At 59.6% G+C, this 22,333-nt stretch carries 18 protein-coding genes, 1 tRNA gene and 2 riboswitches; of the genes, 7 read left to right on the top strand and 12 right to left on the bottom strand.

Features of this window, described 5'->3' with window-relative positions:
* From gcvP to BM438_RS11850, 5 genes are all read right to left on the bottom strand, one after another.
* The gene (gene gcvP, locus BM438_RS11870) at positions 1 to 2,931 is read right to left on the bottom strand and encodes an aminomethyl-transferring glycine dehydrogenase (protein WP_093634475.1); all 2,931 of its coding nucleotides are present in this window, start codon (positions 2,929 to 2,931) and stop codon (positions 1 to 3) included.
* A gap of 94 nt (positions 2,932 to 3,025) precedes the next feature.
* Entirely contained in the window at positions 3,026 to 3,406 is a 381-nt protein-coding gene (gene gcvH / locus BM438_RS11865; protein WP_063497688.1) for a glycine cleavage system protein GcvH, read from the bottom strand.
* Positions 3,407 to 3,469: 63 nt separating this feature from the next.
* On the bottom strand, positions 3,470 to 4,588 hold the full coding sequence (gene gcvT, locus BM438_RS11860; protein ID WP_093634474.1) for a glycine cleavage system aminomethyltransferase GcvT: 1,119 nt from the start codon (positions 4,586 to 4,588) through the stop codon (positions 3,470 to 3,472).
* Positions 4,589 to 4,668: 80 nt separating this feature from the next.
* Positions 4,669 to 4,828, bottom strand: a riboswitch (glycine riboswitch).
* Positions 4,829 to 4,862: 34 nt separating this feature from the next.
* Positions 4,863 to 4,963: riboswitch (glycine riboswitch) on the bottom strand.
* A 141-nt stretch (positions 4,964 to 5,104) separates the two neighbouring features.
* Positions 5,105 to 5,458: a hypothetical protein gene (locus BM438_RS11855; RefSeq protein WP_093634473.1), complete on the bottom strand. Its 354-nt coding sequence runs from the start codon at positions 5,456 to 5,458 to the stop codon at positions 5,105 to 5,107.
* A gap of 201 nt (positions 5,459 to 5,659) precedes the next feature.
* Entirely contained in the window at positions 5,660 to 6,709 is a 1,050-nt protein-coding gene (locus tag BM438_RS11850; RefSeq protein WP_093634472.1) for an oxidoreductase, read from the bottom strand.
* Between the two features lie 430 nt (positions 6,710 to 7,139).
* Between BM438_RS11850 and BM438_RS11845 the strand changes: the two genes are divergently transcribed.
* A complete protein-coding gene (locus BM438_RS11845) occupies positions 7,140 to 9,230 on the top strand; it encodes a UvrD-helicase domain-containing protein (RefSeq protein WP_093634471.1) in 2,091 nt (696 codons plus the stop codon).
* 102 nt (positions 9,231 to 9,332) lie between these two features.
* Positions 9,333 to 9,911 carry a hypothetical protein gene (locus BM438_RS11840; RefSeq protein ID WP_093634666.1) on the top strand — a complete coding sequence of 193 codons (579 nt, stop codon included), beginning with the start codon at positions 9,333 to 9,335 and terminating at the stop codon, positions 9,909 to 9,911.
* A 96-nt stretch (positions 9,912 to 10,007) separates the two neighbouring features.
* Here the strand turns inward: BM438_RS11840 and BM438_RS11835 are convergent, their stop codons facing one another.
* The gene (locus BM438_RS11835) at positions 10,008 to 10,907 is read right to left on the bottom strand and encodes a c-type cytochrome (RefSeq protein ID WP_093634470.1); all 900 of its coding nucleotides are present in this window, start codon (positions 10,905 to 10,907) and stop codon (positions 10,008 to 10,010) included.
* A gap of 296 nt (positions 10,908 to 11,203) precedes the next feature.
* Here BM438_RS11835 and BM438_RS11830 point away from each other — a divergent pair.
* Positions 11,204 to 11,279 (top strand) — tRNA-Arg (locus BM438_RS11830).
* A gap of 81 nt (positions 11,280 to 11,360) precedes the next feature.
* On the opposite strand, the gene BM438_RS11825 is transcribed toward BM438_RS11830, so the two are convergent.
* The 6 genes from BM438_RS11825 to BM438_RS11800 all read right to left on the bottom strand — a co-directional run bounded on the left by BM438_RS11825 (position 11,361) and on the right by BM438_RS11800 (position 19,476).
* Positions 11,361 to 12,821 (bottom strand): TniQ family protein, encoded by a 1,461-nt coding sequence (locus BM438_RS11825; RefSeq protein ID WP_093634469.1) that lies wholly within the window; start codon positions 12,819 to 12,821, stop codon positions 11,361 to 11,363.
* Positions 12,814 to 13,869: an ATP-binding protein gene (locus tag BM438_RS11820; protein ID WP_093634468.1), complete on the bottom strand. Its 1,056-nt coding sequence runs from the start codon at positions 13,867 to 13,869 to the stop codon at positions 12,814 to 12,816. The genes BM438_RS11825 and BM438_RS11820 overlap by 8 nt, the downstream gene beginning before the upstream one ends.
* 16 nt (positions 13,870 to 13,885) lie before the next feature.
* Positions 13,886 to 16,825 carry a DDE-type integrase/transposase/recombinase gene (locus BM438_RS11815; protein WP_244179354.1) on the bottom strand — a complete coding sequence of 980 codons (2,940 nt, stop codon included), beginning with the start codon at positions 16,823 to 16,825 and terminating at the stop codon, positions 13,886 to 13,888.
* Complete coding sequence (locus BM438_RS44805) at positions 16,822 to 17,574, bottom strand: hypothetical protein (RefSeq protein WP_143131696.1); 753 nt, start codon at positions 17,572 to 17,574, stop codon at positions 16,822 to 16,824. Before BM438_RS44805 ends, BM438_RS11815 begins: the two co-directional genes overlap by 4 nt.
* Positions 17,575 to 18,472: 898 nt before the next feature.
* On the bottom strand, positions 18,473 to 18,952 hold the full coding sequence (locus tag BM438_RS11805) for an HAD domain-containing protein (protein ID WP_093634465.1): 480 nt from the start codon (positions 18,950 to 18,952) through the stop codon (positions 18,473 to 18,475).
* Positions 18,953 to 18,960: 8 nt separating this feature from the next.
* Positions 18,961 to 19,476 (bottom strand): HAD domain-containing protein, encoded by a 516-nt coding sequence (locus BM438_RS11800; RefSeq protein ID WP_093634464.1) that lies wholly within the window; start codon positions 19,474 to 19,476, stop codon positions 18,961 to 18,963.
* Positions 19,477 to 19,625: 149 nt separating this feature from the next.
* On the opposite strand from BM438_RS11800, the gene BM438_RS11795 reads away from it, so the two are divergent.
* The 4 genes from BM438_RS11795 to BM438_RS11775 all read left to right on the top strand — a co-directional run bounded on the left by BM438_RS11795 (position 19,626) and on the right by BM438_RS11775 (position 22,141).
* Positions 19,626 to 20,165 (top strand): DUF6471 domain-containing protein, encoded by a 540-nt coding sequence (locus BM438_RS11795; RefSeq protein ID WP_093634463.1) that lies wholly within the window; start codon positions 19,626 to 19,628, stop codon positions 20,163 to 20,165.
* 414 nt (positions 20,166 to 20,579) lie between these two features.
* Positions 20,580 to 20,915, top strand: a complete 336-nt coding sequence (locus BM438_RS11790) for a hypothetical protein (protein WP_093634462.1) — start codon at positions 20,580 to 20,582, stop codon at positions 20,913 to 20,915.
* Positions 20,899 to 21,105, top strand: coding sequence for a BPSL0761 family protein (locus BM438_RS11785; RefSeq protein WP_093634461.1), 207 nt, complete (start codon positions 20,899 to 20,901; stop codon positions 21,103 to 21,105). Before BM438_RS11790 ends, BM438_RS11785 begins: the two co-directional genes overlap by 17 nt.
* A 382-nt stretch (positions 21,106 to 21,487) precedes the next feature.
* Complete coding sequence (locus tag BM438_RS11775) at positions 21,488 to 22,141, top strand: HAD domain-containing protein (RefSeq protein ID WP_167378371.1); 654 nt, start codon at positions 21,488 to 21,490, stop codon at positions 22,139 to 22,141.
* Positions 22,142 to 22,333: the final 192 nt, after the last annotated feature.

Raw genomic sequence — 22,333 nt, 5'->3', positions numbered from 1 at the left:
TTACTCGTAGTCGGCGATCGGCACGCAGGAGCAGAACAGATTGCGGTCGCCGTACACGTTGTCCGCACGGCCGACCGGCGGCCAGTATTTCTTGGCGATCAGCGTGGGCAGCGGATATGCGGCGGTTTCGCGCGCATACGCATGCTTCCAGTCGTTGGCGATGACTACCGCCGCCGTGTGCGGCGCGTGCTTGAGCGGATTGTCTTCGCGGTCCGAGCGGCCGTCTTCCACCGCGCGGATTTCCTCGCGGATCGCGATCATCGCTTCGATGAAGCGGTCGAGCTCTTCCTTCGATTCCGATTCGGTCGGCTCGACCATCAACGTGCCCGGCACCGGGAAGCTCATGGTCGGTGCGTGGAAGCCGTAGTCGGCGAGTCGCTTGGCGACGTCGTCGACGGAAATGCCGCTGGTGTCCTTGATGGGACGCAGATCCAGAATGCATTCGTGCGCGACCAGTCCGCCCGGGCCCGAGTAAAGCACGGGGTAATGCGGCGCGAGTTTGTTCGCGACGTAGTTCGCGTTGAGGATCGCGGTTTCGGTGGCGGCCGTGAGGTTCTTCGCGCCCATCATCGCGATGTACATCCACGAAATCGGCAGGATCGAAGCGGAACCGTACGGTGCACCCGACACAGCGCCGATGCCGTTCTGCGCACGCTCGTAGCCCGACGAAATCTGATTCGGCAGGAATTGCGCGAGATGCGCGCCGACCGCGACCGGACCGACGCCCGGCCCGCCGCCGCCGTGCGGAATACAGAAGGTCTTGTGCAGATTCAAGTGCGAGACGTCGCCGCCGAACTGACCCGGCGCACAGAGGCCAACCATGGCGTTCATGTTCGCGCCGTCCACATAGACCTGGCCGCCGTGCGCATGCACGATCTCGCAGATTTCGCGGACGTTCGCTTCGAACACGCCGTGCGTGGACGGATACGTGATCATGATCGCAGCAAGCTTGTCAGCGTGCTGTTCGGCTTTCTTTTTCAGGTCTTCGATATCGACGTTGCCCTGCGCGTCGCAAGCAACCACGACCACCTGCATGCCGGCCATCTGCGCCGATGCCGGGTTCGTGCCGTGCGCCGAAGCGGGAATCAGGCAGACATTGCGATGACCTTCGCCGCGCGATGCGTGGTACGCGTGAATGATCAGCAGACCCGCGTACTCGCCTTGCGAGCCGGCGTTCGGCTGCAGCGACACCGCTGCGTAGCCGGTGGCCGCGACCAGCATCTGTTCGAGCTGATCGATCATTTCGCGGTAGCCGACCGTTTGCTCAGCCGGAGCGAACGGGTGAATCTGACCGAACTCAGGCCACGTGACCGGCAGCATTTCCGAGGTCGCGTTCAGCTTCATCGTGCAGGAGCCGAGCGGGATCATCGAGCGGTCGAGCGCCAGATCCTTGTCGGAGAGGCTGCGCAGGTAACGCAGCATTTCCGTTTCAGAATGATGACGGTTGAACACGTGGTGCGTGAGGTATGCGCTGGTGCGTTCGAGCGCGGCAGGCACCGTGTTCTCTGCGGGGAGTTCTGCGTCGAGGGTGTCGATCTGCGGGACTTCGTCGACAAATGCCGCTTGCGCGAACGCTGCGAGCAGATCGGCCAGATCGCTGCGCGTGGTGGTTTCGTCGATCGAGATGCCGACGCGCGAGTCGCTCACACGACGCAGATTGATGCGCCGCGCAGTCGCCGCGTCATGCAGCGCCTGGGTGCGTGCGCCGGTTTCGAACGTGAGCGTGTCGAAGAATGTGTCGTTGACGAGCGTGTAACCGAGCTTCTTCGCGCCGGCTGCCAGCAACGCAGCAATGCGGTTCACGCGCAGCGCGATCGTCTTCAGACCGTGCGGACCATGATAGACAGCGTACATGCTGGCCATGATCGCGAGCAGGGCTTGCGCGGTACACACATTCGAAGTCGCCTTCTCGCGGCGGATATGTTGTTCACGCGTTTGCAACGCGAGACGCAGCGCCGGATTGCCTTGTGCATCGACGGTCACGCCGACGAGGCGCCCCGGCATCTGACGCTTGAATTCATCGCGCACGGCAAGGTAAGCCGCGTGCGGGCCGCCGAAACCAACTGGCACGCCAAAACGCTGCGTGTTGCCGACGGCTACGTCCGCGCCCCATTCGCCCGGCGGCGTCAAAACGGTCAGCGCGAGCAGATCGGCAGCAACCACCACGTGGCCGCCTGCTGCATGGATGGCTTCAGCGAGTGCGCGGTAGTCGCGCACGTCGCCGTTCACGCCCGGGTATTGCAGCAGCACGCCGAACGCATTCGCGTTCGCTGCGTCCGCTGCCGGGCCGACTTTCACTTCAATGCCGACCGGCGTGGCGCGCGTCTTCACCACTTCGATGGTTTGCGGCAGCACGTCGTCGGCGACGTAAAACACGTTCGACTTCGGCTTGCCGACGCGTTGCAGCAGCGTCATCGCTTCGGCGGCCGCGGTGGCTTCGTCGAGCAGCGATGCGTTCGAGATCGCCAGACCCGTCAGGTCGACGATCATCTGCTGGAAGTTCAGCAGCGCTTCCAGACGGCCCTGCGAGATTTCCGGCTGATACGGCGTGTACGCGGTGTACCACGCCGGATTTTCGAGCACGTTACGCAGGATCACTGTCGGCGTATGCGCGTTGTAGTAGCCCTGCCCGATATACGAGCGGAACACCTGGTTCTTGTCCGCCAGCTCACGCAGCGAGGCGAGCGCTTCGGCTTCGCTCTTCGGCTGGGTGAAGGGGCCGAGCGGCAGCGTTTCGGTGCGGCGGATCGTCTTCGGAATGACCGCGTCGATCAGCGCGGCGCGCGATGCGAAGCCGAGGGCTTCGAGCATCGCTTGCTGGTCGGCCGAATCCGGGCCGATGTGCCGTTCAGCGAAGGCGTCATGCACTTCGAGCGCGGCGAGCGAGAGAGGAGTGCGGTTCATCAGACGATCCGGGTGTTCGAGCTTCATGAGGTGTTCCTGGCGGTGCGGGCGTCCGTTCGACTGTCGAATCGGACGCGCCGCGCCTGTCGGGTTTAAACGTAATGGTGCAACTTGCGGTGAATCAGGCGCCGACGGACTTTGCGTACGCGTCTGCGTCGATCAGGCGATCCTGCGATGCGTCCGCAGCCGGCTTGATCTTGAAGAGCCAGTTCTCGTACGGCGCGCTGTTGACGCCATCTGGCGTGTCGGCGACGGCCGGGTTCGCTTCGATGATTTCGCCCGAGACCGGCGCGTAGATATCGGAAGCGGCTTTCACCGACTCGATCACGGCGACGGTGTCGCCGGCGTTGACGGTCTTGCCCAGTTCCTGGACTTCGAAGAAGACGATGTCGCCGAGCGCTTCCTGCGCGTGGTCGGTGATGCCGACCGTCAGCGTGCCGTCTGCTTCGGTGCGGACCCACTCGTGCGATTCGGTGTATTTCAGATCGGCCGGGATGCTCATCGGATGCTCCTATGCGGTGTTATTCGGTATGAACTTAAAAAGATTGACGCACGCGCCGGCTGCTTAAACTGCGAGCACTTTGCCGTTGCGTACGAACGGCAGTTTTACCACGCTTGCGGGTACGTTTTTGTCACGAATCTGGACGTGAACGGTGTCGCCCGGCTGCACGCCTTTCGGCACGCGCGCGAAGGCGATCGATTCCTGCATCGTGGGTGAAAAAGTGCCGCTGGTGATTTCGCCTTCGCCTTCCGGCGTGACGACTTTCTGGTGAGCACGCAGCACGCCTGCCGCCTTGCCGTTTTCCTTCAGCAGGATCAGGCCGACGAACGAGGCCTGCGAGCCGTCGGCCTCAAGTTTGGCCTTGCCGACGAAGTCGCGCGGCGAGGTCAGGTCGACGGTCCAGGCGAGGCCGGCGTCCAGCGGCGAGACGTTGTCGTCCATATCCTGGCCGTACAGGTTCATGCCGGCTTCGAGACGCAGCGTGTCGCGCGCGCCGAGACCCGCGGGGCGCACGCCTTGACGCACTAATGCGTCCCAGAATTCGCAGACGGACGTAGCGGGCAGGACGATTTCGAAGCCGTCTTCGCCGGTGTAGCCGGTGCGGGCAATCATCAATTCGCCAAACGGCGTGTTGTCGACGATGGCGGCGTTAAACGGCTTAAGGAGTTCGGTGGAGGTGCGGCTGGACGGCGCGACTTGCCAGACCTTATCGCGGGCGTTCGGGCCTTGCACGGCGACGATCGCCAGATCGCGGCGCGGCGTGATGGTCAGGCCGTAGCTGCCTTCGGCGTTGAGCTTGGTGAACCAGGCGACGTCTTTCTCTGCGGTGCCGGCGTTGACGACCAGGCGGAAGTGCGTCTCGCTGAAGTAATAGACGATCAGATCGTCGATCACACCGCCATTCGGGTTCAGCAGACAGGAGTAGAGCGCGCGGCCCGGCGTTTGCAGCTTGGCGACGTTATTGGCCAGCGCGTGTTCGAAGAAGGCGCGCACGCGCTCGCCGGTGAAATCGACGACGCACATATGCGAGACGTCGAACATGCCGGCGTCGGTGCGCACGGCGCGGTGTTCGTCGATCTGCGAGCCGTAGTTGACGGGCATGTCCCAGCCGCCGAAATCGACCATGCGAGCGTTGAGCGCACGATGGGTGGCGTTGAGCGGGGTGTGTTTGAGTTCGGTCATGGGGCCTCAGGCGTCTCGCGAAACAAAAAAGGCCATGCGGCGCTACGCCTCGCGGCTGATGCCTGCGAGCGATTGCGTTGCATGACCCCTCTGTCCTCGATACCTGAGAGATTGCGCTGCCGTGCGATGGTGAAGCCGTGATCGCTACGGTGAAACGCGCGCCCCTTCGGTGGGCAGCTTGCCAGAATCTGCTCGATTAAACGATGCAGACGGCTACTGCCGCTCTCCAGAGTGCGAAAAACCGGTGCCTTGATGTTGCCTGGGCGCGGGTTCTTCGACGCAGTCGGTCCTTTTGCCTGAGAGTTTGCGGGTGTGCCCCTTCGGCGGTGCGGCCTGCGATTTTCTGCGGCCAGCACGCTCTCCCGACGCGTGCGGCGAATGTACGCGAGGGCCGGGGGCTTGTCAAATAAAGGCCCGCAAGGGGCATGGGGGTTGGCGCTGCGGGTTCGCGAAAGTCAAAAAAAGCGCGGGACGTGATGCCCGCGCTTCTTTGCTTCGGTGCCTGAACCGGCGCGATTATTCGCCGATGGCGTGTGCCGCGTTGTCCAGTTCCTGGTTCAGCACGCGCTGTTCGTCGCCGGACAGGCCGCCGCCGTGTTGCGCCGCCATGTCATGAGCTTCCTGGCGGATCACGTCGAGGCGATGGTGCAACGCGCCGCCTTGCGGGGGCGGGTAGTAGCCTTGGTTGACGCGAGCGTCGATGCGGCGGCTCAGGTTGTCGATACGGCCGTTGACCTGGCTGAAGCGCTGATCCGCAATTTGTTGCGGGTTAGGACGCGGCGCCGGCGCGGGTTGCTGAGGGGCCACCACGCAGGCGGCGAGGGAACTGAGCAATGCGCATGCTGCTAGTGCGCGGACGATACGGGGCATGGACACTCCGGGAAGTCGTTGTCGTTTTGTGGTGCTACTGGGGTAGCAACGGATTGCCGAGGATTCACGCTGACCGCGGAGACGGGGTTATTTGTAACGTTATGTTCCTTTCGGGTTTGTCAGGCTTTTTGCCATTGGCGGCGGCATGGTTCGCGTGTTGCCGCCAATGGCGCAGAAAGCGGCCCATAGCGCAGGAAAACGTCAGCGAATGCGTTCAAACGGCAGCCGGACGCCTTCTTCTGAGCTCCGGGCTGCAAGCTCGATGATCGTCATGACGTCGACTGCGTCCTGAGCGCTGACGGGAAATTTCGCGCCGTTCTGAATGGCATCCGCCAAGGCAATATAAAAGCCGACGTAGTCGCCGTTGCGTGTGGGCACCTCCCGCTCGACTTCCTGACCCTCTTCAAGCACACGCAACACACCGGGCGCATTGCCGGCGCCGAACCCGTCATCGCCCGGCCGCAAGCCGGCTTTCAACTGATCTTCCTGCGTATCGAGCCCGTATTTGACGTAGCTCCCTTGCGTGCCGTGAATCGTAAACCTCGGTGCGACGTACGCAGTCAACGCGCTGGCATGCAACACCACCTCGAATTCACCGTATCCCAGCTGAATATGGACGTAGTCCGGTGCACTGGCTTGATCGCGATGCGTCCGAACCGTCGCGGACACGGTCTGCGGTGCGCCGAACAACGCCAGCGCCTGGTCGATCAGGTGCGGTCCAAGATCGAATAGCAGGCCGCCGCCGCGCGAAGCTTCCTCGCGCCAACGCTGCCGAACTTCCGGCCGGAAACGGTCGAAATGCGATTCGTATTGCGTGATGCGCCCCAATTCTCTGCTGGCAAGCAGATCCCGCACGGTCAGAAAATCACCGTCCCAGCGGCGGTTATGAAAGGGGACGAACCGCTTGCTGCGAGCCAGTGCAATGTTGGCAAGCGTGTGGGCGTCGGCGGCGGTGAGCGTGACCGGTTTGTCGACCACCACGTGTTTGCCTGCTTCCAGCGTGCGGCGCGCCAGGTCGAAGTGCGTGTCATTGGGCGTCGCGATGACGACGCAGTCGATTTCTTCGAGCGCCAGCAGGGCGTCGAGATCGGCCACCACCTTTGCGTGCGGGTAATCGGCCAGCGCGTGCTCGGGCTGGCTCGTCGCGATGGCTGCGATGCTGGCTCGCCCGCAGTGCTCGATCACCGGCGCATGAAAGGTCGCGCCAGCAAAACCGTAACCCATCAATCCAATCTTCAGCGATGCGGACATGCGTGTCTTCCTGCAAAAACGGCGCGCCGCTTTGCCACCGCGGCGGCGGCGCGCAACAGCGTAATTGTGGCATGTCCCGAAGGCGGGCTGTCAGCATCGTCGCAGGCGTTTGTCAGCTGCGCCTGTTTGGCGGCGCCCGGATGGCAGTTGTGGCCGTGTTCCGGGCAACCGGGTTGAGCCTCCGTTTTTGTCGTCAGGCGAGCTGCCATTACGGCCCCCTTTCCTTGCCGTCCGACAGAGCATCTGTCACGGCATCGGCTTCAGGCATCCGTGTTAACATCGCTCCTCTCGCGCGGAGCGCAGCGAGCCGGAATGCCCCTCACACCGAGTCGAGCGTCCCAGCCGCTAGCCCCGCGCAGCATGCCCCCGGGCCTTCGGTCTCGCGATTCCGCACCCAAGCGCCCTCAACCGCATTACCCATCCACTGACGATGTCCGCAGGCCTGAACCCCGCTCAAAATGAAGCGGTCCGTTATCTTGACGGTCCGTGTCTCGTGCTCGCCGGCGCAGGCAGTGGCAAGACGCGCGTGATCACGCAGAAAATCGCCCACCTGATCGAGGCCAAAGGCTTCGAGCCGCGCCACATCGCCGCCGTCACGTTCACGAACAAGGCCGCGTTGGAAATGCGCGAGCGCGTGGGCAAGCTGCTCGAAGGCAAGACGCTCACCACGCCCGGCAAGGAAGGCCGCAAAGTGCCCGTCAATCAGTTGACGGTCTGCACCTTCCACTCGCTCGGCGTGCAGATTCTGCGGCAGGAAGCGGAACACGTCGGCCTGAAGCCACAGTTCTCGATCATGGATTCGGACGACTGCTTCGGCATGATCCAGGAGCAGGTCGGCTCGACGGACAAGGGCTTCATCCGCAAGATCCAGTCGATCATCTCGCTGTGGAAGAACGGGATGATCATGCCCGAGCAGGCGATCGCGATCGCCGCGAACGAGGACGAACATCAGGCCGCGATCGTCTACCGCAATTACGTGGCGACGCTGCATGCGTATCAGGCGGTCGATTTCGACGACCTGATCCGCCTGCCCGCCGAACTCTTCGAGAAGAACGAGCAGGTGCGCGACCGCTGGCAGAACAAGCTGCGCTATCTGCTGATCGACGAGTATCAGGACACCAACGCGTGTCAGTACGAACTGGTGAAACTGCTGGCCGGCAAGCGTGCGGCGTTCACGGCGGTCGGCGACGACGATCAGGCGATTTACGGCTGGCGCGGCGCGACGCTCGAAAATCTCGGGCAGCTCAGCAAGGATTTTCCGAAGCTGCATCTGATCAAGCTCGAGCAGAACTACCGTTCGACGGTGCGCATTCTGACCGCCGCGAACAACGTGATCGCGAACAACCCGAAGCTGTTCGAAAAGAAGCTGTGGTCCGAACACGGCATGGGCGACACGATTACTGTCACACCTTGCAACGACGAAGAGCACGAGGCCGAATCCGTGGTGTTCCGCCTGTCCGCGCATAAGTTCGAGCGGCGCGCGAATTTCCGCGACTACGCGATCCTGTACCGCGGCAATTTCCAGGCGCGCATCTTCGAACAGGTGCTGCGGCGTGAACGGATTCCGTATGTGCTGTCGGGCGGGCAGTCGTTCTTCGATAAAGCCGAGATCAAGGATATCTGCGCGTATCTGCGCCTGATCGCCAACGCCAACGACGACCCGGCGTTCATTCGCGCGATCACCACGCCGCGCCGCGGCGTCGGCAATACAACGCTCGAAGCGCTCGGCTCGTTCGCAGGCCAGGCGAAGGTGTCGCTGTTCGAAGCGGTGTACATGGGCGGCATCGAGGCGCGCCTGTCGCCGCGTCAGATCGAACCGATGCGTGTGTTTTGCGACTTCATGCAGCGCCTCACCGATCGCGCCGAGAAGGATGCCGCGGGCACGCTGCTCGACGAACTGATGGACGCGATTCACTACGAAGCCTATCTGTACGACGCGTTCGACGAACGTCAGGCGCAGTCCAAGTGGCAGAACGTGCTCGAGTTCATGGAGTGGTTGAAACGCAAGGGCACCAAGGCTGAGCCGGAAGGTTCGGAGAAGAGCGAGGCAACCGGCTACGACACCGCCGATGGCTTCGGCGACACCGGCAAGAGTCTGCTCGGCCTGATCCAGACCGTCGCGCTGATGTCGATGCTCGAAGGCCGTGAAGAAGACCCGGATGCGGTACGGCTTTCGACGGTGCATGCGTCGAAGGGGCTGGAGTATCCGCACGTGTTTCTGGTGGGCGTCGAAGAAGGCATCATGCCGCACCGTGGCGGTCCGGACGACGAGCCGATCGACGACGCGCGCATCGAGGAAGAGCGTCGTCTGATGTACGTCGCAATCACGCGGGCGCAGCGCAGCCTGCATCTGAACTGGTGCAAGAAGCGCAAACGCGCGCGCGAAACCGTGGTGTGCGAGCCGTCGCGCTTCATCCCCGAAATGCTGCTCGACGACGCCCCGCCGCCGACTCCCGAAGAAGCGCCGATGTCGCCGAAAGACCGGCTTGCGAGTTTGAAGGCGTTGTTGCAGAAGCCCTGAACGTGGGAGTGGATGCAAGACCCCGGGCGCGGCAGGTGCATCGGCGGTTTTGCGACGTACGCGCGCTACAGTGGCACGGCCCATCAATCGGAGACCGCTCGCATGCCCACGCCCCCGCTCGCGCACTATCGCCGCGCGCTCGAAACCTACATCGACGCGAAAGACAACACGCGTGCTAACCGCATCGCCGAGGCTTTCGCACCGAATGCGGTTCTCACTATTTCGCTTGCTACGTCGAATATCGCGTTTCCGGCGCGCACAGTCGGTACGGATGCGATTGCTAAAACGCTCGTCACCGATTTCGGTGCGCAGTACGCGCAGTGCCGCACCTATTACGTGTGCGATTCGCTAGCGGTGGATAACGACACGATCGACGCCTTACCCTGGCTCGTGGTGATGCGCGAACGGGCAACGGGCGCGTTGCGCGTCGGCCACGGGATGTATCGGTGGACTTTCGATGCGGCACCGGCCGTCACGGCGTTCCACATTCACGTCGCACGCATGGACGTCGTGCCGGACGTCGACGGTAAGTTGCTCGACGCGTTGCAGGATGGGCTGAGCTATCCGTGGCTCGTTCCTGCCGACTTGCACATGCATTTGACGTCGCTGGCGCGTAGCACGCCGGCGTTGGCATTTGTCGAGGCGTTCAGCCGTCCCGCAGTTGCATCGGCAGGCGGCTGACCCGACGGCGTGTAAAACGCATTTCGCATAAAAAATCCCTGCACCGTGGCGACACGGGCAGGGATTTTTTGTTTTGCGACAGGGACCGGAAGCGCCTTACTTCGCTGCGCTGACCATGTAGTCGACGGCGGCTTTCACGTCCGCGTCGGAGGCAGTCGAGCCACCTTTGGGCGGCATCGCACCCTTGCCGTGCAGGGCGTAGTTGTAGACCGTGTCCATTGGTTCTTTCAGGCGCGGCGCCCATGCGTCCTTGTCGCCGAACTTCGGTGCGTTCAGCACGCCGGCTGCGTGACACGCCTGGCAAACCTGCTGGTACAGCGCTTTGCCGGCTTGCGAGGCGTCCGCGCTTTGTGCCCCGCCTGCTGCTGGCGCAGCCGCTTGCGGCACGCTTGCCATGGCCGCCATTGCTGCAGCGGCCTGTGCGGCGCCAGCATCCGAAGCGCCTGCCGGCGCAGCGGCAGTAGCGCCGGACGCGGCAGCTGCCGCACCTGCTGCCGGCTGTGCCGGTTCAGGGAAGCTCGCGCCGGAATTGTTCGCCATGTATGCCACTGCGCGGGCGATTTCGAAGTCGCTGTAGTCGTCCGGGCTGGTGCCGCCACGCGCGGGCATCGCGCCTTTGCCGGTCAGCGCCGTGTGCAACAACGTGTCGAAGCCCTGCGCGATGCGCGGCGCCCAGTCGGCGGTATTGGTGAATTTCGGCGCGCCTGCCGCACCCGACGCGTGACAGGCGGAGCAAACGGCCTTATAGACCTCTTCGCCGGTCTTGTAGACGCGTGGCGCGTTGGCATCGCGAATGTCGACTTGCGCGAACGGCTTGATGCGCGCGCTGACCTCGGCGTCGGAAAGACTGTCTGTGCCGGCGCCCGTGCGCGTCGAATTATCGACGTAGATCACTAGCAGAACGATGATGACGATCGGTACCGCAAAGCTGGCAATGATCGCGGCGATGAGCTGCCCGGGGGTTTTGATTGGGGCTCCGTGTGGTGCTTCGCTCATGCTTGTCTCGTCTCCGTGGGTATGTGAGCGGTACAGCGTGACGGCAACTTCTTGTTCTTTAATCAGGCACGGACGATTATAGACGCAACATTTCGGCGGCGGCGAGGGGCGCGGCGAGGTGTTCAGCAGGCGTTTACCCGCATCGCGGGGTGCGGCCGGCACCGCCGGGATGGCGGGCAGGAGGCGCGCGATCCCGCCATCTAGGCCGTCCGGTGGACGGTTTGGCTGAAACCGGGTATCCTTTCGCTCTCGCTTTGGCGTCGCTCCTGTTCAGGTTGCCGCGCTTTCGTGTTGAAGCGCCCGTAGCTCAATGGATAGAGTACTGCCCTCCGAAGGCAGGGGTTGCTGGTTCGATCCCAGCCGGGCGCACCAATCCTGACAAGGGTTCCCGCGAATTCACCTGTTGTGGAGTTCGCCAATTGATGTCGTAAACGACACCAATTGGCTGTCTTATCAAAGATAACGGTCCACGGAAGGACGATTTCTCGTTCTAGGTTTCCCGCCACACCCTCCAACACCGCATCCCGCCTTACCTCGCCCATCGACATCTGCAAGCTCATGTGCTCGCTTGAGGAAACGTCCTGCTTCCTTAAATCCGAACGTCATACCGGTGCGCTCGAACACGTCGCTCTGAACTCTGCGTCTCACGGGTCTCTCCTGCCTTTCGAGCATCGAGTCGAATGATTTTTGGAATTCGTCGAATTTCAATTTCCCCCGTTCCTTCACAGCCTTTTGGCTGCGCTCTTTACCCGCATCTACGAGCCGCTTGTGAAGCACGGGACAGAGCGTGCGCAGAAACTTCGTGGACACGTCCAAGCGGTCCGCCACTTCCCGCGCACTAGACGCCGTTCCGGACTCGACAATCTGCTCAAACTCGTCTTGAAGCTCCTGCCTAGGCCTTAGCGCACCGTTACGTCGACGCACTATGAGGTTCGCCGGACGAGCCGGTGGCGGACGCTTGAGCAGCATCACTTTGTTCCCGAGAACCACATCCGCGACAGCACAGCCACAGCAATACGCGATGAGCACGAGCCGCGGAAGACTGGGTCTGATTTTCCCCGACGTCCATTCGTGTAGGCCGCCTTTGCTGACGGCGATATGTCGTGCGAAGTGCGTAGTGTTACCGGCAAAGAGCACGTCCGTCGCGTAACGAAGGAAAGTCGCGGGAGCGCCGATGTTTTCAAACGCGTGAGGGTGCTGATGCAGGTCGTCAATCAAATTGGCTGTGAGCCTCGCGAACTCAATCTCATACTCCCGTGCACCGGTTCCGGTGTCACTCGCAAGACTTCGTCCGTCGACTCTTGAGACTCCCGGCAACCAAAAAGTACTAGCGTTCGCCCGCTTTGCCCGGCCCGGTAGCCAGAATGCGCTCCCTTTAGCGCGCTTCGCCTTTACGACTGGCTGGAGTTGGACGCCATGCAATTGACAGGCGGTCACGCAGTCAATTGACCAAAGGAGCCGGTTGTATTTCGGCCGATTCGAACGTTCATCGTCCGCATAGCAAATCGGGCAAAAACGTTCAGTCGGAGACAACAGCTTGGCTGGCGGGACTACTCCCCTAAGGGGAACCAGCGTATTCAGATGAAGGTCATTACGTCTCGTCGCTTCGTTCAGCGCACCCGCCCAACTGTCAGCTAGGTTGGTCACTCCGCATATCGCCAATCCATAACAGGATGCCGCCATCCTCTCGCGCCATTTAGGTGCCCCCTTTGCAATCAGGGGGACTATCACGCGAAACGCGAGTGTCCATGGGAGCATGCCATGGTCATCGCTTAGCCGACGAAAATAGCTGGCGAGGTCCTCAAGGTCGTCTCCACTATGACCCTCAGGACTCAGGCAAAAAAGTGCGGACCGTGGAGGTGCGTCCTCGGGCCATCCTCCCGGAGTGCATGCGAGAACTATCGGCTCAGCCATTTGCCCTGCCTCCGTTGAGTTTTTTGTGTTGCGTCTCGGCAAGTAGCATCTCGTCCACAATATCTTGCTCAGTCGCGTAATCGTGAAAGAGTTCCATCTGCAGGAAGGGTTGCACGTCCTTCTCGCCCCGAACCGTGTCTCGAGCAATCTTTCGTTGCGCTGCCTTCGACGGCATGCATTGCAGCAGGAAGGCGTCTTTCCACATCTTGCTCTTGTTCTCGAAGCAACGCGCGGCGGCACCCATCAGTACATCGACCGTGGTTCCCGGTAAACCGAATGTGCCAGCGAACAGATACTCGAGATGGCGTTCGATGTCGATTTCGAGGTTGTAGGGCATATGAGCGAGCAAAGACTTCACGAAAGTACAGTATTCGATGAAGTCCTCCTCTGTCTGGTGGTATCTGGGATAGTGAACAATCCCAATGCGCCGAGCCAACTGTGCGCTCGCGAGCACGAGTTGCTCGCATCCGTACGCTCCCAGCAAAAGCAGATTGAATCCCGAGCGATTGGATAGCGATTTGAGCAGATTCCCATACTGAAGCGGGTCAGTCTGCGAGTTGGTGAAGTGAACCGCTTCATCAAGTATCAGATGCTTTACCGCACGACGTTTGAGTGCCCTTTCAAACATCAGTCGGCTGTTTCGAATAGGGTCGGCGGGTTCCCCAACACTCTCTCCAAGAACAAACCCGTCCAAGGCGCTAGGCGCCAGAAGGTCCGCACAAAGCCGGTTGTACAAGAGGATGAAATTGAATTCGCCTTTGTCTGCGGCGTCCACCTCGCTCATCACGGCGGGAATCACGTGGGGCTTTTCCTGAAGCTGTATTGGATACCGCGACAGGAGGTTCCGAAGCTGCACCCGCCCGAATGTACTTTTCCCCACGCCAGGAGGGCCTACGACCATCGTGATAGACAGTCCAGCGCCTGCAGTCATACGACTGCGCACCTCAGACATCACGTTCTCGAGGTTGCGATGCGGAACGTACGTTGCTTTCATGTACGCTTCCTTGTCCTCAGGCGAGCCTGCAATAGCTTGTTCGCGCGTTATCATGTGACACCTCCGAGAGTCAGATAGATTGCCTTACAGGCAAGTGCGAGTAGTCGACTTTGAAGCGCCCGAAGTTCGGAAGCGAGGGCAATTGTTTAGCGCTGTCAGACCGCGGTCGGTACATCGCCGTTGGAGTTTCGTCGACGCGCTCTTCACCTTGTGACGCCAATATTCCGCCCTCCGTGACTTCATCAGTGCGGTCCGCTTCCTCGTTGTCCGCACTGCCGTCTATGGCATCGATTTCCGTCAGCCCCGGCTTGCCGTAGATGAGTCGCGTCGCGCCCGTCACATCTGCTGAAGCGGGGATATTGTGTTCGGCGAGCACGCCTCGGAGAGCGCTTTCGAAGCTATCGGCCGGCGCTGCGCGCAGCCGCAGACGTACTGCATACAGGGCGTACCGAAGCTCAATCTGTGTCAATTGCCTAAATTGCATTAGGAGCTTTGATACGCATTTGACCCAGCGGTTATCGATGCAGGCGTACGCTACGCACACGTTCCACATATCGACACGCACCTCAACTCTTTTCTTCTTGTTCCGACTTCCGGCGAATTCATCGGCCCAGTACCATATCTGCCCAATTTTGATTCCCATTTGTGGGTCGATTGCACGAGTGCCACCGCGGCTGACTGGTATCAACGTCTGGAGCATGAACCGCTCGTCGTAGGGTCTCAAACGCGCCAAACGACGACCAGTTACCGTGAAGCGATTGTTCATATACTCTTCTGGCGTATGGTCATGCGCGGGATGACGCCTTTCGCGGTTGTATTGAACGAAGAAGAAGTAGTCGAGAAGTCCATGCAGTTCGACGAAACTGAGATGGTCCGCACGCAACGGGTCTACTGAGCGAGTTATAGTCCTGACGTGTTGCATGGCCTTCGTGGTTCCCACGAGGTCGTGAATCAACAACTGGTTTGTCGTACCGAACAGGCGCTCGATGACGGCACCGAAACGGGACTCATGCGCCGGACGGAATTCGAGCGTAACGTCGTTGAGGTCGCAGAAGTTCTCGAAGGCATCGGAGTGGAATTCTTTCCCGTTGTCGCACACGAGAAAGTCTGGAATGCGCTTATGCATGGCGACCAGCGCGCGCATCGCCATCATGCAACTGACAGTGCTGGGCGGGTGGGCCGCAAGATAGAAAGCGAGGACGGCGCGCGTTTCGGCATCCACCACTATGGTCAGCCATGGCCGCAGCTTGTACCTTCTTTTTCCGTGGCCACGGACCTTGATAATGATGTCGAGTTTCGTGTGGTCAATATGGACTCTGTGGAACGGTCGGCCTCCATGTATCTTGTCACCACGATGCAAATACCAGACCGCTGGCTCAGCGTTGTAAGCGTTGCGGCTGCCTTCGCGGGAGCGGATGTCGCGGAAGATTGCCGAGTGAAGATAGAAGGTGTTGCGGGCGCAGGGTTTCACGCCTCGCTCCTTGCAAAGGCGAACAAACGCATCGTATGAACGACTGCCAGACGGATTCGTTGGGTTGTTTGCGGCGAGTGCCACCTCCCGGATTAGAGCTAGCACCTCTTCAAGGATTTGTGGCCCCCTACCACCGGGCCGACGTGGAATGAGCGCCAGCATTTGAAGTGGCCGGGACTCGCCTGCGTCACGCACGGCCTTTTTCCACCGCTGAATCGTGCGGATGCTGTAGGGATGTGGGATGTCCACTTGCTCCAACTGCGTGACGAGCAGAAATCTTCGGCGAGCTGTCTGAATCTGCTTGTCTGAGGTGTATTCGTTCCGGGCGAGAAGTTCTTCCGTTGACCGTGGCGCCGACAACAACTGAATATCGCTGTCCAGAAGTTGTTGGAAACGCATCTCGGACAGCTCTTCGAATACTCGCGATTCGGAGTCGCGATATAGCACCTTGCCTGTCGGCATCGCAGAAACCGTATAGACATCTGGCTGTCCACGAAACATAAACTCTGTGCCCACCTCGACTTCCATGTTGAAATAGGTCGATACAGTGTGGCGAGGTGGTCGGCGCCATTGCACTGCTTCGAGCTGTTCCCGACTTGAGCATAGGACGACCGAGGAAGGGTCTGCGAGGTCGTCATAGTCGAGGTCAACGAACAGACGTTTTTCTGCGATGGCTTGCAGGACGTCATCAACCGTAAACTTCCCAGCAGGCGTCGGAAGCAATAGCGCCTCGTTCCAGGGCGTCCCGTCGTTGTACGCGAGTTCAAACAGGGCGGCCATGCTCATCGCGCCGCGCTTGCTAATCACGCGTTCCATTGCCGACCATGCGGTTTCGCTCAGCGTGCACTTCTCGTTCTGGAAATATGAACGCAAGTGGTCCAGGTTCTCAATGAAAATCGGGTTGTGCTCAGCCGAGGAGCGCAGACAAAACGTGATGCCAAGCGTCTTGAAAAAGTCCTCGCGCTCGGGGCAGTGCCAGGTAGCCTCGGTTTCCGTCTTGAAAAACCGAAACGGATACTTCTTGGCAAGTGCTATCAGCTGCTCCTCGGTTTTCCACTCTTCAACCAATGGACCATCCGCGGTGAGGCGGAAAATGTCTGGAGTGTATGGCACCGTGTGGACGTACTCAGTTACCTTGCCACGCCGCGACGTCCGCAGGATTTTCGTCGGAATGCCGACCTGCGGAGGCTGACAGTAGAACTCGCGAGTGGCGCCACCATCTAGGTCATACCGAAAGACGGCTGCAAACTCGGGCCCTTTGCTCTCGGTCCTGACCCGCCTCCCCAGTTTTTTTGATGTGTAGTTGCTGACGATGTTGCGAGCCCTGCCTTGAACCTTCCTGGACGGGGACTCTATGCGGCACCGGAGGATGTAGACGCGTCCTGCCTGCGGAATACCCCAAGCGTTCAGCGCTGCCGATAACTCTTCGTCAGAAAACGGCTTCGCGGTACCGATGCCGTGGCGTTCAAGCCAAGATTGCTCGTTCCGCTGCCATGTTGAGAGTGGGGGAAGCTTAACTGGAAGTGAGATGGTCATCATGCACTCCGATTCGCAGTTGTCCAGGCGTGCACATGCGACAGCTGTCGCCGTCCCTTGTCTGTTACGAACAGACGAAACGTCAAACAGAACCGCTTCCAACGATACTTATGGCAGTGAATCTCTTTGAGCTTTCCGATTCTTTCATGAGATTGCGGTGAGCCCTTCTTCACCTTGGCGAAGGCGAGCAATGACCCTGCTGCGACAGAGAACTTGTCATCCGGTGCATCTTGTAGATACGTATGCCATTTTGCGAACGTCTCGTGGTTCGAAGCGACGCGGAAAGGATGACTATCCCTGGCCAGCATGCCCACCTGCATCGATATGAAGTCGGGCGACAATCCGGCAGTCGACCCCGCCTCGTCTTGAAGCGACAATCTCACTTCTACAATTTTGTCCAAACCATAGGGTTTCACCAGCACGAGTGAGTCCAAATTGGCTTCGATGGGTCGGTCGGCTTTAGATTGTTTAGGTGAGGCGCGTTTGCGTTCCCGACCATCCATGGCGCACTCGGCACTTTCGCTGCACAGGCGCTGGATGCTTTCTGGACAGCGTGGTGGCCGGTCGCATCGCGCGATAGTCAGGTTTCTGATGGGTGCGACGATGCGAGCCATTCCCTTTGAGGTGGCGACTCTGTTAGGTGGTCGGAAGCTCGCGCGTGCTGTTGAAGACAACTCGCCGAATTGCTCTAGGCGAAGCGCAAAGTCGCCAAGCTCTCTGGAAAAGCGGGAGTGGGACACTTGAGTATGCATGTTGCCCTCCGGGTGTGAAGCTCAGGTTTTCAGCCGTCTCCCTCGCAACACATCGTTAACTGATGTGCCGGCGATGCGTAGACGCGACGACGCTTTCGCGGCCTCGTCGACCGCGATTGCGCTTACTCATGTGACCTTCCGGCTGCGCCTAGGAAGGGTGCGTCTTGGGATTTACCGCCCACAAACGACGGTGGATGCTGGCTCTGCCGGGGGCGTTGAGAGGGGAAGGGAAGCTGCCGAGTGGGCCGAACGGCGGTGGCGGAGAAACGAAGAAGCTGGAGGGAATCGTGCGGGAAAAACAGGGGCGGGATTGCTGTCCGGGGTCTCGCGGTCGTCGCCGAGAACTCAGGAAATCATGATGCGTGTAAAAGGCAGACGTTGAGCGAAGTTGCTGGTTACTTGTGCGCATTTTGATAAAGGCTCCGCGCTCGCTTTGAACGAGCAAAGTCCTTTGACGCCCAATGACTCCCGTGAGAAAATTTAGTTGCTAGCTGTGGTTTTCTCATAGGGAGCCACTGGGGTCGCGGTTCAAGTTCGCTTGGGCTTAGCGACCCCTTCTCTTTTCTGCAGACGAAAAGTGGGGTGGCTAAGCCCAAGCCGGCGTGTCCAGTGTATGAAGATTTTTGGTCGGGTCGTTACCTCCAGAGGTTGGCAGGGGGATACGAAATTCTAAAGCGACAAAGTGTCCTTGCCTAGCGTTTTGAGTGAAAACATCTCCTTTCAAATCAATTAGTTAAGGTAGACATTTGCGCATTTCAAGGTATATCGCGAAGTTTTCCTTTCTTGTTCACCCTAAGGGTTTCGTTGCGACGGAAGCGCGTCTATGGCAACGCAGAAATCGGAGCGCGCTGGGTAAGGGTTTGCATCTGCATCAGTTCCATAGCATTCCTAATTAGAATCATGTTGATGGTGCTCCGTCGTGCAAGCGGCGCGTGAACGCTTTCATCGCTGCCGATGACGAGAGGCCTCTCTCCCCATCGACCAGTAGCAGGTAGGGGAGCAGTTCGCGACGGTAGCGTGCGGTGCTATTGTCCAGGACGAGGAGCGGCGTATCCGGCCGCCCGGCGATGTGTTTCTCTGCTTCCTGCAAGCGCTGTGGCAAAGGCTCTCCAGCAACCGCGCTTTGAAGTGTTGTGCCGGAAACTAATCGCGCGACGGAAGATGGCAGGAGTTGGATGCATTCGTCAGTGGCTAGATAGTAGGTCCACCACGTATTCAGAATGACGGTGATGTCTCGACGGTCACCGAGGACTTCGGCGAGCATCCAGGCATACTCGAACGATGTGTGGCCAGGACATGCCAGAGCCGGCGAATAGCCGGGCCGATAAAGAAGATGGTTTGGGTGAAGGACGCCATCGAAGTTTAGATAGACCCGCATATGCGCCCCTATGCAGACAGCCCAGTTTCGCTGTCGTTCATTTCGGCCGTTGCGTACAGCAAGTTAAGTATTCGGTCGGCGAATGCAGCAGTCGCTCGGGGATGAACTGTATTGACGTGAACTGCCATAGGGAGGTACTCGTACGGTATGGCATATGATGAGGCATCGACTATAACGAGGTGATTCGGGCAGCGCCTTCTGATATCCGCACGCAATAAGTCGGCGCGAGATGTTGTTGCGTCGCGCCTGTGCACGCGATTGCCGGGAATGGTCGCGCCGATTGTGTTGCGGGCAATCGGCTCCGGTAGCATGTTGATGATGCTGCGGTAGCCATAGTCGGCTATCAAACGAGAGTTGAGAACGACTGACAGGTCGGGTTGGCCTGCAATTAGGCGCGAGATTGTAGTTAGCAGGGGCAGCGGCTTTAGGTGAAGCGTTCCAAGCTGCGGGCGTTGAAATCGGACGTTGGTAGGACGATTTTCGAACAGGACGCCCTCGACGCCCAGGTACATTACCTGAACCATAGTTGGGTTTTCCAATGAACCGCCGGTCCTTAGGACATGTCCGAGCTGTTACCTGCTCGACGGCGAGAGGGGTGAGGGGCTCTTTGGGAGGCAGTTCTTTTACTTTTATTGAAAGAGCCGTGTGTGTTTCCACACATCAAAAATAGTGCATGTCAGCGCGTTTTCAAGTGAAATCAACCATGACCGTGGATGCCAGCTGGACAAGACTCGCATCGCGAGCAGCTCGCGTAGTGCTCGCTCGACAGGACATGAGCTACCCGCAGTTGGCCGGTGAACTCGCGAAGCTGGGCGTCCCGGAGTCGGCTCGAGCGGTCGAGGCGAAGGTTATACGCGGGACCTTTCGCTTCAGTTTTTTCTTACAGACGCTCGTTGCGTCCCAAGCGGAATGTCCTTCGCGGTGGGTCGACGTTTTTTCGTCGCCAGACACGTGGGAGGCCCGTGCGACAAGGGTTTTAGCCATAGAATTGGCCGGCCAGCCATGGCTTGACTGGAGGATGCTCTCCAACCGTCTTGAGGAAATTGGAGTATCTATCGCCGTCGATTCGCTGCAATCACAAATCGATAGCGGCTCTTTCTTGACCACGCTGTTTCTGCAGTGCGCAACAGTCTGTCATTTCGACAGCATTCTCCGCTTTCTGGATATCTCCTCGTTAAACGAAGCCGCGCTTGCAGGGTCATCGATACCATAAAAGCACGGATGGGTCGAAAATACTTGAAAGTTTGGGACCACAATCTACACTGAGTTCGTGTGTGTAAACACACACGAGACGCGCGAAGCAAAAGGAAAATATCAAAGTTCGCGCCGGTTGTTCAACGCAGCGGTACATATCGGAATCCACCCAGCGTCACCGGTGGCTTGAGACCGCGCCATGCGAAGGTGGATGTTGCCATGACATCAGCATTCCCAGCGCGAGAGGCTGTGCTCAGTTTCGTGCCCCTCGACACATCTCTGACTCAAATAAACAACTCGACACCGGGAACGACAAGTGCAGTGCACGATGCTCGTCATCGCGCCGGACGTTCTGCACTCGGCACCACGCACCGCACGTCGGGTCCCTCGCCGGTTCGAACCAGATTCCTCATTTCCCCCGAAGGAGACAGTCATGGCTCTCTGGACCATCGGCTCTTTAGCGTCTGAGCCTGCAGTTTTTATCTCCAGGTGGAGGGTGCTCGAAATCGACGCGGGGACAAGGCACTTCGTCGGCGCAGACAAGCGCAATTTAAACGGTCGAGTCAGCTCTGCGATTGTCGCGTTCGACAACAAACAACTGCGCGGCCGGACGCTCTCGGGCCGGGTCTACCAGCTGCTCGGAAGCCCTGGCCGCTCCGACAATGCAGACTATGTCTGGCGGCGTTGGTGCGTGGTGAACGAGGTGAAGTCCTTTTCCGACGTCACGTCCCAACTCCTCGCAGGAGGACCTGATGACAACTGCGAATGAGCGCACGAATGCCGTTATTGCAACGCGTGCGTTCCTCGAGACGCTCGCGGCGTCGCACCGGGACGCGGGCGACGAGGTGCGCGCTGCTGCAACTCGGTTAGTTCGCCACTATCCGCTTAACGTCGACATTGCTGCTTCCGCCGCGGCCTTGCCAGGCATCTGGGCAGACCCGGTCGCAAGGCGACACTGATGAGTGGCGGCAGGGGGCAACGTGAACGAACATCATGTGCCGGACGATTTCCCTCGGAACGTCGCCACTGCTGTCGTTTCGGGCGCGTCGCCGAAGGTTCGCGTCAGGCTGTCCAACGGCGTTTATTGCGCGGATGAGACGGGAGAGGAGCGTCGGACGCGCTGGCTCATTTGCGATGACCTCGCGGCTCAACTTGTTCCAATCGCAAAGAAGGCTGCGAACGCGCATCCGAGGGAATCGGTGTTGCAGACGCTCCTCCGCATTAGGGCGGCGGTCAAGGCAAAGAGCTGGCTGTCTGCGAACGAACTCGAATGGGCTCTGCGTCGACTTCAGAAGCTGCTCACCGAGTAACCGTCGACCACGTTTCGATGGAGGTCAAATCATGTTCCGAAATCCATCTTCAGCCAGCGTCGGCCCGAGTTCGGGCGCATCAATCATGGAGCTGAGCCAGCGCCGCATTGATAGGGTAGCGGCGAGGAGCGTTGAGAGTTCCGAGCATGTTCTGCACGAAAAAGAAAACAAAACACCGACGCTCTTCCTTGATTTTGACGGGACTCTCCATGTCGGTCATGCGTCGATGGACGATGAAGGAATTATTTCGCTCGACACTGGACGCCCGCTGTTTGAGTACGCGCCAGTGCTTGTCAAGATGCTCGAGCCGTATCCAGCCGTGCAAATCGTCCTGACGACCTCATGGCTGCAAACGATGCCCACGGATAAGGTCATGTCCTACCTGCCGCCGGAACTTGCGAGGAAGGTCGTCGACACCACTCAGGGCAGGAAGGCACGATTCAGTTACCTGCTTAACGGCTCTGGCCGAACCGACGTAATTACATGCTATGCCTATGGTCAGCGCTTGAGAAACTGGCTAGCAATCGATGATTCCGTGTACGGCGCCTACCATTTTGGCAGAGAGCCCGGTGAGCTGGTACGAAACTTCGTGCTACTGGACTCAACGCGTGGCATTAACGACGAAGGCGCGCAGCAGCGCATTCGGGAGTGGCTTGTCGAGGTGCGCGACGACAGCAGCTTGTAACTACGCCCGAAGAGTATGGGGGGCGCAGCGCAACAGCAGCCCAAGACAGCGATGGTTTGCCAATTTCTCAACGAACATGTGACGGAGGAACCGCAGAGTAAGCGCCTAGCCATCCCATCTTGAGTTGCATGGAAGGTCTTGGGAGCATCGTATCCACTTAAATAGGTGGACACGTGAACACTATCGAAGAAG

Origin of the sequence: Paraburkholderia aspalathi, assembly GCF_900116445.1 — a bacterium.
GTDB classification, from domain to species: Bacteria; Pseudomonadota; Gammaproteobacteria; order Burkholderiales; family Burkholderiaceae; genus Paraburkholderia; species Paraburkholderia aspalathi.
The sequence above is the reverse complement of the archived record's forward strand: the minus strand, read 5'-3'. Positions and strand labels throughout refer to the sequence as shown.